Origin of the sequence: Rhizobium sp. WSM1274, assembly GCF_025200775.1 — a bacterium.
Taxonomy (GTDB): Bacteria; Pseudomonadota; Alphaproteobacteria; order Rhizobiales; family Rhizobiaceae; genus Rhizobium; species Rhizobium leguminosarum_I.
Genome location: NZ_CP104138.1, coordinates 1,331,325 through 1,345,193 on the forward strand (window position 1 = coordinate 1,331,325; position 13,869 = coordinate 1,345,193).

Here is a 13,869-nt window from a genome sequence, read left to right on the forward strand (position 1 = left end):
CTTGCACCTTTATTGCTTAGGCATATTATTGCCCATGTGTGCGCCAATCGTTGATTGGCGCGCTTTTATTTTTATCGGAGTGGCTTCGGAATGATGCGGCAGTACGAGCTCGTGGAGCGGGTTCAGCAATACAAGCCCGATGCCAATGAAGCACTGCTGAACAAAGCCTATGTCTATGCCATGCAGAAGCATGGCCAGCAAAAGCGCGCGAGCGGCGATCCCTATATTTCCCATCCGCTCGAGGTCGCTGCGATTCTCACCGACATGCATCTCGATGAATCGACGATCGCGGTCGCCCTTCTGCACGATACGATCGAGGATACGACGGCGACGCGCGCCGAGATCGACGAGCTGTTCGGCGAGGATATCGGCCGGCTGGTCGAGGGTCTGACGAAGATCAAGAAGCTCGATCTCGTCACCAAAAAGGCCAAGCAGGCGGAAAACCTGCGCAAGCTGCTGCTCGCCATATCAGACGATGTGCGCGTGCTGCTCGTCAAGCTTGCCGATCGCCTGCACAATATGCGTACCCTCGATCACATGTCGGCCGACAAGCGTGCCCGCATCTCCGAGGAGACGATGGAAATCTATGCGCCGCTCGCCGGCCGCATGGGCATGCAGGACATGCGCGAGGAACTCGAGGAACTCTCCTTCCGCCATATGAACCCGGAAGCCTACGAGACCGTCACCAAAAGGCTGGAAGAGCTTTCGAAGCGCAACGAAGGCATCGTCAAGAAGATCGAGGCCGAACTGCGCGACCTTCTGGTCGCAAGCGGCCTGACGAGCGCCTATGTCACGGGCCGGCAAAAGAAGCCCTATTCGGTCTTCCGCAAGATGCAGTCGAAGTCGCTTTCCTTCGAGCAGCTTTCCGATGTCTACGGCTTCCGCCTGATCGTCGAGGACATCCCGTCCTGTTACCGGGCGCTCGGCATCGTCCACACGCGCTGGCGCGTCGTGCCCGGCCGCTTCAAGGACTATATCTCGACGCCGAAGCAGAACGATTACCGTTCGCTGCACACCACCATCGTCGGCCCCTCCAGCCAGCGTATCGAACTGCAGATCCGCACCAAGCGCATGCACGAAATCGCCGAATTCGGCATCGCCGCCCACACGCTCTATAAAGACGGCGCCACCAATGCCGATGGCGACATCCTGTCCCGCGAATCCAATGCCTATTCTTGGCTGCGTCATACGATCGAGGCCCTGGCCGAGGGCGACAGCCCGGAAGAGTTCCTCGAACACACCAAGCTCGAGCTCTTCCAGGACCAGGTTTTCTGCTTCACGCCGAAGGGCAAGTTGATTGCCCTGCCGCGCGGTGCCACCCCGATCGATTTCGCTTATGCAGTGCACACCAATATCGGCGACACCACGGTGGGCGCCAAGATCAACGGCCGTATCATGCCGTTGGTGACGCGGCTTGCAAATGGCGACGAGGTCGAGATCATCCGCTCCGGCGTGCAGGTTCCGCCCGCTGCTTGGGAGGAGATCGTCGTGACCGGCAAGGCGCGCGCCGCCATCCGCCGCGCCACCCGCATGGCGATCCGCAAGCAATATGCCGGCCTCGGCCACCGCATTCTCGAGCGCACCTTCAACAGGGCCGGCAAGATCTTCTCGCGCGAGGCGATGAAGCCGGCGCTGCCCCGTCTCGGCCAGAAGGATGTCGAGGATGCGATCGCTGCCGTCGGCCGCGGCGAGATGTCCTCGCTCGACGTGTTGCGCGCCGTCTATCCCGATCATCAAGATGAGCGCGTCACCGTGAAGCCGTCGGGCGATGACGGCTGGTTCAACGTCCGCAGCGCCGCCGGCATGATCTTCAAGATCCCCGGCAAGACCAAGACAGGGCACGACGGCGGCCATTCGGAAATCGACGCCGACGCCGATATCGGCCCGATCCGCGGCCTGTCCGGCAATGTCGACGTCAAGTTCGCGCCGACCGGCGCCGTGCCTGGCGATCGCATCGTCGGCATCATGGATCAGGGCAAGGGTATCACCATCTATCCGATCCAGTCGCCGAGCCTGCAGCGCTTCGACGATCAGCCCGACCGCTGGATTGACGTGCGCTGGGACCTCGACGAAGCCAACAAGTCGCGTTTCATGGCGCGCATCATGGTGAATGGGTTGAATGAACCCGGTACGCTTGCCAAGGTCGCCCAGACGGTTGCAGGCCTCGACGTCAATATCCGCTTGCTGAATACGGTGCGGGTAGCCGCCGATTTCACCGAAATGATGATCGAGGTCGAGGTCTGGGACCTGCGTCAGCTCAACCAGTTGCTCGCCCAGATGAAGGAACTGGATTGTATCGCCACGGTCCGGCGCCTCTACGAGTAAGCTTTTGTTAAGCCGCCCCAGAGGGTTGGCCGAAAAATTGCACATTTTATAATCGGAGCGGCGCATCAACGGGGCAAGAGATGCGTTGAGTGCATGGCTGCGTCCATGTTGCGGCGGTGGTAATTAACCTCTTTCGGGCCTATCTTCCGGTCATCGAAACGTAAACAGAAGATGAGACAAGATAATGTTTGACCCTATCAAGAAATTCGCACGTGCCTTCCGCGCTCCGACCACACAGGAACGTGAGATGGCTTATTTGAACGGCTCGCTCGATCGTATTGATCTCGAGTTTCGTCAGCGCCAGGTCGACCGCGGTCTGTTCCGCAATCGCTGATACCGAACTTTATACTTGAGACGAGTGAGGGACGTTATGCATAACGGGCGCCCCTCGGCATGAAGAAGCTCCTCTTCGCAGAGAGAAATGAGGGGTGGTTTTTTGAGCGGTATCATTTGCCGCTCTTGTCATGGTGGTGTGCGCTGCACTAAATACCGGCCATGTTGTTTCGCCGTCGCAAGCCTGCGGGATTCAAGGAAAAGATGCGGGAGCTTTTATGGCCTCGCAAAGGTTTCCTTCGCCCGATCCGTTACCTGACAATGCGCATCCTGCGCCTGAGCGCTTCGCCGCATGCGGTTGCCGCCGGCGTCGCTGCGGGTGTCTTCGTCTCGTGGACGCCTTTCATCGGCGTGCATTTTGTCATGGCTTTCGTCATCACCTATTTCCTCTCCGGCAGCATGGTGGCCGCCGCCCTCGGTTGCGCCGCTTTCGGCAATCCGCTGACCTATCCCTTCATCTGGGGCATCACCTGGGAAATCGGGCATTTGCTGTTGAACCGCGAGGATCATCTGGCCGGTCAGACGGTGGATCTCGCTGCCCTTTTTCACAAGCTGAACTTCGCTGAGCTGTGGAAGCCCGTGCTGGAGCCGATGCTGGTTGGCGCCATTCCGCCGGCGGCCGTCACCTCCGTTGCGCTCTATGCGCTGACGTTCTACACCGTGAAGGGTTTTCAGACGCGCCGCCACATACGGCTGATGGAGCGGGCGCGCCTGCGTCTTGCCAGTCCGGCCGGCGATATGCCGAGCGTATGAACCTGATCAAGAATTCTTAAGGGACGGAAGGTTCCGGCATGATCATCGGCATTGGCAGCGATTTGATCGACATTCGCCGTGTCGAGAAATCCATCGAGCGCTTTGGCGAGCGCTTCACCCATCGCTGCTTTACCGAGATCGAGCGCGCGCGTTCCGACCGCCGGGCAAACCGTGCCGAATCTTATGCCAAGCGTTTCGCCGCCAAGGAGGCCTGTTCCAAGGCGCTCGGCACCGGCATAGCGCAGGGCGTCTTCTGGAAGGACATGGGCGTCGTCAACCTGCCGAGCGGCAAGCCGACCATGGTATTATCAGGTGCCGCCGCCCTGATCCTCGAATCGCTGCTGCCCGCGGGCCACAGGCCCGCCATTCATTTGACAATAACGGATGATTATCCCTTGGCGCAGGCCTTCGTCATTATCGAGGCGTTGCCCGAGAGCCTGTGATCGCGACCTCGGGAGCTGTTGATCGCGACCTCTCGTCGCTTTTGGTGTTGTCGCCATTGCCGCAACCGACCGAAGCCGCTAGAACAGGATGATTTCAGGCCAATCGGCCTAAAATCTGAATCCTGTTCTAGATTAAAGAATTAGAGCATGATGTCGTCCGAAAACCGCTCACACTTTTCGGCATCATGCTCTAGAGAGAACGACAGAAAGAACTGCGCCGCCGCGGCGTCTTGAAGGAATAAGACTGCGTGTCCGAAAAAGTCGAAGCCAAGCCGAATGCCCTCTGGGAAAATATCAAAGTCATCATCCAGGCGCTGATTTTGGCGATGGTGATCCGTACGGTGCTGTTCCAGCCCTTTACCATTCCCTCCGGTTCGATGATGCCGACGCTGCTCGTCGGCGACTACATCTTCGTCAACAAGTTCGCTTACGGCTATTCGAAATATTCGCTGCCCTTCTCGCCTGACGTCTTCAGCGGCCGCCTGTTCGGCGCCGATCCGAAGCGTGGCGACATCGTCGTCTTCCGCTTCCCGCCAAACCCTGAGATCGATTACATCAAGCGCTGCATCGGCCTGCCGGGTGACCATATCCAGGTTACCGACGGCGTGCTCTACGTTAACGGCAAGCCGGTTCCGAAGGTGGCGGACGGCAGCTTCACCTCGGATTACAAGCTTGATCCGGGTGCAGATGTGCCGGTGTTCCGCGAAACGCTCGACAACGGCAAGACCTATGACACGCTTGATCAGTCTCCGGTATCGCGCGGCGACAATACCCGCGAGTTCATCGTGCCGGAAGGCCACTATTTCATGATGGGCGATAACCGCGACAACTCGCTCGACAGCCGCTTTGACGTCGGCTTCGTGCCTGCGGAAAATCTTGTCGGCCGCGCCAGCGTCATCTTCTTCTCGCTCGGCAACGATACCTCCTTCCGCGAAATCTGGAAGTGGCCGACGAACATGCGTTGGGACCGCCTCTTCAAGGTTGTTGAATGAGTAAGGCGCAGACGCTTTCTGCGGCGGAACGCGCAAAGCTTGAAGGCCTGATCGGTCATGACTTCGCTGATAAGGAACGCCTGGATCGCGCGCTGACCCATGCCAGCGCCCGCACGGAAAAGGGCAGCAATTACGAACGGCTGGAATTCCTCGGCGACAGGGTCCTCGGGCTCTGCATCGCCGAGCTTCTGTTCCGCACTTTCGGCACGGCGGGAGAAGGCGAGCTCTCGGTTCGCCTCAACCAGCTCGTCAGTGCTGAAACCTGTGCGGCGGTCGCCGACGAGCTCAATCTTCACCTCTATATCCGCACCGGCGCCGATGTGAAGAAATTGACCGGCAAGCGCATGATGAACGTGCGCGCCGACGTCGTCGAAAGCCTGATCGCCGCGATCTATCTCGACGGCGGCCTCGAAGTTGCCCGCCGGTTCATTCTGCGTTACTGGCAGGGCAGGGCGGTGCGGGCCGACGGCGCCAAGCGCGACGCCAAGACTGAGCTGCAGGAATGGTCGCACGCGAAATTCGGCGTCACGCCAATCTACCGGGTTGATGAACGCAGCGGACCGGATCATGATCCGCGCTTCAAGGTGACGGTGGAAGTTGCTGGCATTAAGCCCGAAACCGGCGTAGAGCGGTCGAAGCGTGCCGCCGAACAGGTCGCGGCAACGAAGATGCTTGAGCGCGAAGGCATTTGGCAGCAATCGCCTGCCGGAAACTGACGGGACAATGACACAAGAAGAAGATATCGCGGCCGAAGCTGCCGCAGAAACCAATGGTCCGACGCATTCGGGCTTCGTCGCGCTGATCGGGGCGACCAATGCCGGCAAGTCGACTCTGGTGAACCGCCTCGTCGGCACCAAGGTCTCGATCGTCAGCCATAAGGTGCAGACGACGCGGGCCATCGTTCGCGGCATCGCGATCCACGACAATGCCCAGATCGTCTTCATGGATACGCCTGGTATCTTCAAGCCGCGCCGCCGGCTTGACCGTGCCATGGTGACCTCGGCCTGGGGAGGTGCGAGAGATGCCGATCTGATCGTGCTGCTGATCGACAGCGAGCGCGGCCTGCGCGGCGATGCCGAAGCCATCCTCGAAGGCCTCAAGGAAGTCCGGCAGCCGAAGATCCTGCTGCTCAACAAGATCGACCGCGTCAACCGTGAGGATCTGCTGGCACTGGCCGCCGCCGCCAACGAGAAGATCGCTTTCGAGCGCACTTTCATGGTCTCCGCCGAAAACGGCTCCGGCTGCGACGACGTCATGGACTATCTGGCGAAAACGCTCCCGGAGGGGCCGTGGTATTATCCGGAAGACCAGATCTCCGATCTGCCGATGCGCCAGCTCGCCGCCGAGATCACCCGCGAGAAGCTGTTTCTGCGCCTGCATCAGGAGCTTCCCTACGCCTCGCATGTCGAAACGGAGAAGTGGGAAGAGCGCAAGGACGGCTCGGTGCGGATCGAGCAGGTGATCTATCTTGAGCGCGACAGCCAGAAGAAGATCGCGCTCGGCAAGGGTGGTGAAACCATCAAGGCGATCTCGACTGCTTCCCGCAAGGAATTGTCGGAGATCCTCGAACAGCCTGTCCATCTCTTTCTGTTCGTCAAGGTTCGCGAGAATTGGGGTGATGATCCCGAGCGGTTCCGCGAAATGGGTCTCGATTTCCCGAAATAAGCATGGCAAGGATGTCATCGGGTAGACGCTGGCCCCTGCTGGCGCGCCGGTTTTGCGACGGCAAGGGCACGTATGGCGACGTCGAGACCCATCAATTCGTTCAAAACCCCATGCGAGCTATGTCCTTTGCGGCCGCTGCCGCATTTCAGGGAGTTCAGCCGCGACGAGCTGGAATTCGTCTCGAGCTTCAAAAGGGGTGAGCTTGCCGTCGATGCCGGCTCCACCATTCTCGTCGAGGGAGCCCATAGCGCTCATCTCTTCACGGTGCTCTCTGGCTGGGGCTTCCGCTACAAGATGCTGGAGGACGGGCGTCGCCAGATTCTGAACTATATCATGCCGGGCGATCTGATCGGGCTGCAGGGAACCATCGGCGGCGAGATGCAGCATTCCGTCGAAGCGCTTTCACCCGTTTCGCTCTGTGTCTTCGAACGAGACAGGCTGATGACGCTCTACAACAAGCACGCCTCGCTCGCCTTCGACATTACCTGGATCGCCGCGCGCGAGGAGCGCATCCTGGATGAGCATCTCTTGAGCATCGGCCGCCGCACGGCGCTGGAAAGAGCAGCCTACCTGATCGCTTTCCTGTTTGAGCGCGGCCGGAAGCTCAATATTTTCAACGGCCGCAAATTTATCCCCATCACCCAGCAGCACATTGCCGACACGCTCGGTCTCTCCATCGTTCACACCAACAAAACCTTGAAAAAGCTCAGCGAACGTGGGTTGATCCGCTGGCAAGAGCGCGGCTGCGAGGTGCTGAACGGCGAGGAATTGATGGTCATCGCCAGCTGGGAAGGGCTTGGAGAGGGCAAACGCCCGTTCATCTAAAGCGCGTCGCGATCTTTCAGATTCGCTCCTGGCGCTTCAGGTCTTTGTTTTACGCATGTTGTCGCAAGACCGCTGCACAGTTTTGCCCGACATGCTTTAGCCAAGCGGTCTGGTTATGTCTTTTTTAAATGCAGATTAGCAGCAGGGAAAATAAGGTCAGTCGACATCTTTCCTCCGATTTTGATTCTTATCGACCGGGCAAAAAAATGGTTTATTCAGAAAAGGTGGCGGAATTCACCGATAGCGTGCCATGCGGGGCACCGGAGGGCAATGATGTTGGCGAAATGGCCGGGGCGCTGCGACAGGTGCCCGACGAGGGGCATCGAATCATGAGCGCAATCCGTGTTCTGGTTCTTGAAGACAGTCTGATCATCGCGATGGAGGCGGAAGATATTTTGCGCCTGGCAGGCGTCGAGAGCATCGATATCGTCGGCAGTTTGGACCAGGCGAGGGCTGCCATCGCTGCGGAGAAATATGATTTCGCCCTCCTCGACGTCAATCTCGGCGAGGGCATGAGCTTCGGATTTGCCCGCCATCTTGTCGATCTCGGCATCCCCTTCGGCTTCGTCAGCGGCTATTCCGATACTGGCGATTTCCCGTCCGACCTGCAGCACATACCGCTTCTGGTGAAACCTTTCGACGAAACGGCGATGCGTGAATTCCTGCAGAGGCTTTTCCCGACTGTAGCCTGACCCCATCCATGACAGGTGGTCCATGACAGAAGTGGTCCATGACAGAAACCGGGCCTTGGATTAAGATGGATTCGTCAGCCGCAGGGACTTCTTTCGATGCAATGGCAGGATCAGGCGATCATTCTGGGCGTCAAGCGCCACGGCGAGACGAGTGTCATTGCCGAGGTGATGACGCGTGATCGCGGCCGCCATCTCGGCCTGGTGCGTTCCGGCCGCTCGCGCGCCATGCAGCCGGTGCTGCAGGCGGGGAATGCCGTCGAGGTCATCTGGCGTGCCCGGCTTGATGAGCATCTCGGCGAATTCCGCGTCGAGCCGGTGACGCTGCGCGCCGCCCGCCTGATGGAAACCGCGACCGCCGTCTACGGTGTCCAGGCGATGGGCGCGCTGCTGCGGCTGCTGCCGGAGCGTGACCCGCATCCGCACCTCTTCGATGCGCTGGAGGTCATCCTCGATCACTTGCACAACCCGGCCGATGCCGGCGAACTCTTCGTGCGTTTCGAGCTTGCGGTGCTGAATGATCTCGGCTTCGGCCTCGATCTTGCCGAATGCGCCGCGACCGGTGTCCGTTCCGATCTCGTCTATGTCTCGCCGAAATCCGGCCGCGCCGTCAGCCGCGCGGCGGGTGCGCCCTGGGCGGACAAAATGCTGCTCCTGCCGCCGTTCCTCAGCGTCGAAGGCAATCATGCGGCCGACTTCGATAGTCTTTCAGCCGCATTCCGTCTGACAGGGTTCTTTCTGCATCGCCATGTCTACGAGCCGCGCGGCATCGAGGCCGCAGCGGCCCGCGACGGCTTCGTTCAGGCGGCGCTCAAGGCGCTTAATCCAGCCTTGCGGACGCTTTCCGGCCCGAAAGGTATTTCAGCCTGACCTCGTTTTTTGCGGGTGCAAAACATCCTCCAGATTTGGCGGTTTACCTGCCCATGCGCGCTTCCTATGTCTTCACAGGATTGCCAATCAAGGAGGACCTCATGCTGACCAAGACCGCATCACCGACGACGATCACGCTCTGGAACGGCCGCAAAATTCCGCGCCTCGGCATGGGATGCTGGGCGATCGGCGGTCCCTTCTTCGCCGGCGACACCCCGCTCGGCTGGGGCGATGTCGACGACGATGAATCCGTGGAAGCGATCAACCGTGCCATCGAACGCGGCATCCGCTTCTTCGATACGGCCTCGAACTACGGCGCCGGCCACTCGGAGGAAGTGCTCGGCCGGGCGATCGGCAATCGCGACGATATCGTCGTCGCCACCAAGTTCGGCTTCGCCACCGATCCGGAAACCAAGCAGGCAACCGGCGCCTTCGCCGATGAGGCCTTCATCCGCCGTTCGGTCGAGACCTCGTTGCGCCGCCTCAAGCGCGATCGTCTCGATCTCCTGCAGTTCCATCTCAATGATTTTCGGCTGGATCAATCGGATGCCGTCTTCGATACGCTGGAGGCGCTGCGCGCCGAAGGCAAGATCGACGCGTTCGGCTGGAGCACCGATTTTCCCGATCGCGCCGCCCGTCATACCGGCCGCCCAGGCTACGTCTCGGTCCAGCATACGATGAACGTCTTCGAACCGGTGCCGGAGATGATCGCGGTGATCGAGGGGAAGGGGCTTATCTCTATCAATCGCGGTCCGCTGGCCATGGGTCTGCTGACCGGCAAGTTCACCGCTGACAAGGCAGTGGGCGCCAAGGATGTCCGCGGTGCTGCGCTCGACTGGATGGTCTATTTCAAGGATGGACGCATGGCCCCGGAATTCGCGGCAAGGCTCGATGCCGTCCGCGATCTCCTGACATCAGGCGGCCGCACGCTGACGCAGGGCGCGCTTGCCTGGCTCTGGGCACGCTCGCCGCGCACCCTTCCCATCCCGGGTTTCCGCACCGTCGCCCAGGTGGAGGAAAATGCCGGCGCGCTGGAGAAGGGACCCCTGCCGGCCGATGTCATGGCAGGCATCGACACCGCACTCGGGCGCGTGTGACGCTCTAACTCTTTGTTTTTACGCAATTCCGGACGGAAAACCGCTTCGCACTTTTCCTGGAATTGTTTTTATGCCGCGACGCGACGCTTGAGCGCCCAGCCTTCCGGCCTCTCTTCAATGATGCTGACGGTGTCACCGATCGTGATCCTGCCACCGCCGCGTGGCGTGACATTCCAGCCGAAGAGCGGGCCGGGCACGCGCCGGTCGGCCGACATGCGGATGCGGCCCATGGCCGGCATCGGGTTTGGTCCCTCGCGTGAACCGGTCATCTGGTCCTGCGTCGTCATGATGCAGCGGGAGCAGGGTTTGACGAGATCGAAGCGGATACCGGCGATCTCGATCGCCGCCCAGCGGTCCTCTGGCCAGGCTTCGTCGGTATCGATGACGATGTTCGGACGGAAGCGTTCCATGCCGACACTGCCTTCGCCATGGGCGGCGAGGTCGGCATTCAATGCCGTGAGCGACCCCGTCGTCGTCACCAGGATCTGATAGCCGTCGGTAAAGGTGACGGGCGTGCCTTTGCCGGCCCATTCGGCATTCGCCGTCCGCCGCGCCTGGCCGTCGAAAAAGACTAGGCGCACCTCGCGACCAAGCCATTCGGAAAGCTGCCGGTTGCTCTCTGGATCGGCGGCGGCGGCGCTGACGGCGGATTTCCACACGATCACATCCATGCGGGTTTCAGGCTGAGGCGCTGCTACCGATATGTCCGCTTTCCCCTGCATCAGCAGCCGAAAGGCGCTTGCCTCCGGTCGCACCTCGATGCGTGCGAGATCTGGCAGTTCGCGTTGGGTGATGAAGTGACCCTGCGCATCGGTGATCATCGCCCGCCGGTCGCCGGGAAGCCCATAGGCGTCGATGTCGGCGGCCGGCAGCGCAATGCCGCGGGCGCTCTTGAGCGGGTAGATGAAGAGGTCGCTGACACGCATGTTATGCTCCTAGATCTCATCCATGAAGGCCGAGAGGAAGTCGCGCAAGCTTTTGTCACGCGCAGCCGCCAGCCTGCGGCCGGTCTCGGTCTGGAATCCTTCCGCCAGTTTGAACAGCTTCGTCTGGAAATGGTCAATGGTATAACGCTTGTCATCGAGCGGGCGGTCTGCCGCCGCGGGATCGATCGGATCGTAGAGCCCAGATCCCAGTCGGCCGGCAATATAGAAGCAGCGGGCGACGCCGATCATGCCGATCGCATCCAGCCGGTCGGCATCCTGCAGGATCTTCGCCTCCAGCGTCTGCGGCGCCACCCCGGCCGAGAAACTGTGCGCGGTGATTGCGTGTGCCACGGCTTCGATATCCGTGGCGCTCCAGCCGAGTTTCGCCAGGATCGCCGAAGCCTTCTGCGCCGCCAAAGCCGATGCTTTTGCCCGCAGCGGCGAATTCTTCTCGACGGCGACGCAGTCGTGCAGCAGCACGGAAGCGGCAAGCACCCGCCCGTCGCCGCCTTCTCCCTCATGGATGCGCATGGCATTCCTGAAGACGCGCAGGATATGGGCAAGGTCGTGCGAGCCGTCGTCGCCGTCGGCCGCATGCGCAATCAACGCCGCGGCAAGCGTTTCGTGTGGGGAGAAGGCTTCAGCCGCGAACATAGCGCCACCTGTCATGCGGAAGATCATTTTCCGCCGATAGGGCATCGGCGCGGAATGGAATGCGTGCGGTAAAGGATGCGATAACCAGATCTCGGAATCGCAGACGATTTTGTAACGGCTTGCCGTGCGAGTCGCAATCGAGGGGGATCTCAGTGCTTGGCTTCAGTTAGACGCATCATGCCGCCGTTCTTCGGCGACAGGGAGAGAAGATGAGGCACGTCATGCGCCGGTCTCGGCGGACTGATGTGATAGCCCTGGATCTCGTCGCATTCCTCGCATTTGAGCAGCGCCAGCTGCGCGGCCGTCTCGACGCCCTCGACGGTGACGCGCATGCCGAGCGCATCGCCAAGCAGGATGATCGCGTGCATGATCGCATGCGCTTCCCTATTGTCGACGATGTCGTTGACGAAGGATTTATCGATCTTGATCTTGTCGAAGGGGAAGCTCGAGAGGTAACTCCATGAGGAATAGCCGGTTCCGAAATCGTCCATCGAGATGCGGATGCCGCGCTCCTTCAGCGCATGCAGGATCGGCAGCACTTCGCTCAGATTTTCCATCAACACGCTCTCGGTGATTTCGAGTTCAAGCCGCGACGGCGACAGCGCGGAGGCGGCAAGCGCCTCGCCGACATCTCGCGTCAGGTCGCTGCTGCTGAATTGGATTGCCGAAACGTTGACGGCGACCTTGATGTCCTGCGGCCATTGCGCTGCATCGTTGCAGGCCCGGCGCAAAACCCAACGGTCGATATCGACGATGAGGCCGACTTCTTCGGCAAGCGGAATGAAATCCATCGGCAGAACGCGGCCTCGAACCGGGTGGTCCCAGCGGATCAAAGCTTCGAAGCCGCAAATGCGCCGCTGCGAGAGGTCATAAAGCGGCTGGTAATGCAGCTCGAATTCCTCGTTCCCTACGGCTGCTCTGAGGTCCGCCTCCAGCGCGTGGCGCAGTTGCATCTGCGCTTCCATCTCGCTGGCGAAGAAACGCTCTTGTTTGCGCCCGTCGGCCTTGGCATGTGACAGCGCCACGCCGGCATTCTTCAGCAGGATATCGGTTTCCTCGCCATCATCAGGGGCGATTGCGATGCCCATGGAAACGCTGAGCTCCACCCGTTTTTCGCCGTGGAGGAATGGTTCGGAAAGCTCACGGCGGATCCGTTCGACAAGCGCCGTCACGTTCCACGCCTGCTGCTTGCCCGCCTGCAAGATGGCGAATTCGTCCGAGCCGAGGCGCGCCAGGGTGTTTTCCGAACCGGCGGAGGCGCGGATGCGCTCGGTGACCTGCTGCAGGATCTTGTCGCCGACCGACACGCCCATCGTGTTGTTGATCGATTTGAACCGGTCGAGATTGAGGTGAACAAGGGCGATCTGCTGATCTGGCCTGCGCTCTGTGAGCGTCGCATCGACCTGCTCGCGGAAATGGATGCGGTTCGGAAGGCCGGTCAGCGGGTCGTGGTGGGCGAGATAGGTGATACGCTCGGCCGCCCTTCGATCCTCGGTAATGTCGGCATGAATGGAAATGTTGCTGCCGTCGGAAAGGATGGTCACCATGCTCTGGATGATGCGGCCATCGTCCATCAACCATTCGCGCCGACGGAGACGACTGCTTCTTGCGGTTGCGGAGGAATGTCGCCCTGTCCGTCGGCGGAGCTTGGCGCTGGCGCTCTCAGTGCCGCGCATTTTGGCCGTGAGATCGGCGATTGTCGCGCCGGCAGTGACATCTTCGTCTGTCAGGTCGAAGAGCTGACGGAAACGGATGTTGGAAAGCGTCAGCCGTTGTTCGGCGTCGAAGACGCTGAGACCGAGCGGCAGGTTGTTGAGAATGATTTCGAAGAGTTTTTTCTGTCCGTCGAATGCCTGACTGAGGGTGATATATTGCCTCTCAGCACATGGTTTTCTCGCAGCAGCGTTTCCGCGCTTCTCTCGATTTCGTCATAGTCGCTTTCATGGACGCGATAGGTCGCGATCACAAAATCCATCAGGCGCTGCGCATCGATCGATCCATCGTCGGTGACGGCCTGGGTGCATTGCTGCCAGAAAAGCGCCTCAGCTTTCATGTGCACGCATCTTGCGCAGCAATCGCGACCGCAATGACCAAAAGCGTCTTTAGTTGATGCACGTGCCTCACTGCGCCGGACATGAAAGACCTTTCTAAAGGAACACAGAAATTGCTTTTTTATAAGCCGGGAGCGTCTGGTGGCAGTTGTGTGACGCCCATTTTCTATGGGCCGAATTAATATTGGGTTGCAGTGCAGCAGCGACTTCACTTCGTCAGACAATTGGTTTGTATGTGAAAAATCG

Annotated in this window: 13 protein-coding genes and 1 pseudogene; 11 read left to right on the forward strand and 3 right to left on the reverse strand. The window is 60.1% G+C overall.

The window, feature by feature from the left end:
- The first annotated feature begins 90 nt into the window (after positions 1-90).
- From N2600_RS06780 to N2600_RS06830, 11 genes are all read left to right on the forward strand, one after another.
- A complete protein-coding gene (locus N2600_RS06780; RefSeq protein ID WP_017963662.1) occupies positions 91-2,325 on the forward strand; it encodes a RelA/SpoT family protein in 2,235 nt (744 codons plus the stop codon).
- Between the two features lie 184 nt (positions 2,326-2,509).
- Positions 2,510-2,659, forward strand: a complete 150-nt coding sequence (locus tag N2600_RS06785) for a DUF3563 family protein (protein ID WP_003558084.1) — start codon at positions 2,510-2,512, stop codon at positions 2,657-2,659.
- Positions 2,660-2,820: 161 nt separating this feature from the next.
- Positions 2,821-3,411 carry a DUF2062 domain-containing protein gene (locus N2600_RS06790; RefSeq protein ID WP_260298485.1) on the forward strand — a complete coding sequence of 197 codons (591 nt, stop codon included), beginning with the start codon at positions 2,821-2,823 and terminating at the stop codon, positions 3,409-3,411.
- A 38-nt stretch (positions 3,412-3,449) separates the two neighbouring features.
- Entirely contained in the window at positions 3,450-3,854 is a 405-nt protein-coding gene (gene acpS / locus N2600_RS06795; protein ID WP_222384665.1) for a holo-ACP synthase, read from the forward strand.
- A 248-nt stretch (positions 3,855-4,102) separates the two neighbouring features.
- The gene (lepB, locus tag N2600_RS06800) at positions 4,103-4,846 is read left to right on the forward strand and encodes a signal peptidase I (protein WP_131702305.1); all 744 of its coding nucleotides are present in this window, start codon (positions 4,103-4,105) and stop codon (positions 4,844-4,846) included.
- Entirely contained in the window at positions 4,843-5,562 is a 720-nt protein-coding gene (rnc, locus tag N2600_RS06805) for a ribonuclease III (protein WP_017963665.1), read from the forward strand. The genes lepB and rnc overlap by 4 nt, the downstream gene beginning before the upstream one ends.
- 7 nt (positions 5,563-5,569) lie before the next feature.
- On the forward strand, positions 5,570-6,511 hold the full coding sequence (era, locus tag N2600_RS06810) for a GTPase Era (RefSeq protein ID WP_260298486.1): 942 nt from the start codon (positions 5,570-5,572) through the stop codon (positions 6,509-6,511).
- 72 nt (positions 6,512-6,583) lie between these two features.
- On the forward strand, positions 6,584-7,336 hold the full coding sequence (locus N2600_RS06815) for a Crp/Fnr family transcriptional regulator (RefSeq protein ID WP_260298487.1): 753 nt from the start codon (positions 6,584-6,586) through the stop codon (positions 7,334-7,336).
- 206 nt (positions 7,337-7,542) lie between these two features.
- A complete protein-coding gene (locus tag N2600_RS06820) occupies positions 7,543-8,028 on the forward strand; it encodes a hypothetical protein (RefSeq protein WP_260298488.1) in 486 nt (161 codons plus the stop codon).
- 96 nt (positions 8,029-8,124) lie between these two features.
- A complete protein-coding gene (gene recO, locus N2600_RS06825; protein ID WP_260298490.1) occupies positions 8,125-8,895 on the forward strand; it encodes a DNA repair protein RecO in 771 nt (256 codons plus the stop codon).
- A gap of 101 nt (positions 8,896-8,996) precedes the next feature.
- Positions 8,997-9,992 carry an aldo/keto reductase gene (locus tag N2600_RS06830; RefSeq protein WP_260298491.1) on the forward strand — a complete coding sequence of 332 codons (996 nt, stop codon included), beginning with the start codon at positions 8,997-8,999 and terminating at the stop codon, positions 9,990-9,992.
- 68 nt (positions 9,993-10,060) lie between these two features.
- Here the strand turns inward: N2600_RS06830 and N2600_RS06835 are convergent, their stop codons facing one another.
- The 3 genes and pseudogenes from N2600_RS06835 to N2600_RS06845 form a co-directional block, all read right to left on the reverse strand.
- A complete protein-coding gene (locus N2600_RS06835) occupies positions 10,061-10,918 on the reverse strand; it encodes an MOSC domain-containing protein (RefSeq protein ID WP_260298492.1) in 858 nt (285 codons plus the stop codon).
- A 9-nt stretch (positions 10,919-10,927) separates the two neighbouring features.
- Positions 10,928-11,587: an HD domain-containing protein gene (locus tag N2600_RS06840; RefSeq protein WP_260298494.1), complete on the reverse strand. Its 660-nt coding sequence runs from the start codon at positions 11,585-11,587 to the stop codon at positions 10,928-10,930.
- A gap of 134 nt (positions 11,588-11,721) precedes the next feature.
- Positions 11,722-13,625 (reverse strand): annotated as a pseudogene (locus N2600_RS06845) (putative bifunctional diguanylate cyclase/phosphodiesterase).
- Between the last annotated feature and the right edge of the window lie 244 nt (positions 13,626-13,869).

What these genes read in the sequence shown, in the direction of transcription:
- N2600_RS06780 (WP_017963662.1), top strand. Translation starts at nt 91, where the DNA reads ATGATGCGGCAGTACGAGCTCGTGGAGCGGGTTCAGCAATACAAGCCC.
- N2600_RS06785 (WP_003558084.1), top strand. Translation starts at nt 2,510, where the DNA reads ATGTTTGACCCTATCAAGAAATTCGCACGTGCCTTCCGCGCTCCGACC.
- N2600_RS06790 (WP_260298485.1), top strand. Translation starts at nt 2,821, where the DNA reads ATGTTGTTTCGCCGTCGCAAGCCTGCGGGATTCAAGGAAAAGATGCGG.
- acpS (WP_222384665.1), top strand. Translation starts at nt 3,450, where the DNA reads ATGATCATCGGCATTGGCAGCGATTTGATCGACATTCGCCGTGTCGAG.
- rnc (WP_017963665.1), top strand. Translation starts at nt 4,843, where the DNA reads ATGAGTAAGGCGCAGACGCTTTCTGCGGCGGAACGCGCAAAGCTTGAA.
- era (WP_260298486.1), top strand. Translation starts at nt 5,570, where the DNA reads ATGACACAAGAAGAAGATATCGCGGCCGAAGCTGCCGCAGAAACCAAT.
- N2600_RS06815 (WP_260298487.1), top strand. Translation starts at nt 6,584, where the DNA reads ATGGCGACGTCGAGACCCATCAATTCGTTCAAAACCCCATGCGAGCTA.
- N2600_RS06820 (WP_260298488.1), top strand. Translation starts at nt 7,543, where the DNA reads ATGGTTTATTCAGAAAAGGTGGCGGAATTCACCGATAGCGTGCCATGC.
- recO (WP_260298490.1), top strand. Translation starts at nt 8,125, where the DNA reads ATGCAATGGCAGGATCAGGCGATCATTCTGGGCGTCAAGCGCCACGGC.
- N2600_RS06830 (WP_260298491.1), top strand. Translation starts at nt 8,997, where the DNA reads ATGCTGACCAAGACCGCATCACCGACGACGATCACGCTCTGGAACGGC.
- N2600_RS06835 (WP_260298492.1), bottom strand. Translation starts at nt 10,918, where the DNA reads ATGCGTGTCAGCGACCTCTTCATCTACCCGCTCAAGAGCGCCCGCGGC.
- N2600_RS06840 (WP_260298494.1), bottom strand. Translation starts at nt 11,587, where the DNA reads ATGACAGGTGGCGCTATGTTCGCGGCTGAAGCCTTCTCCCCACACGAA.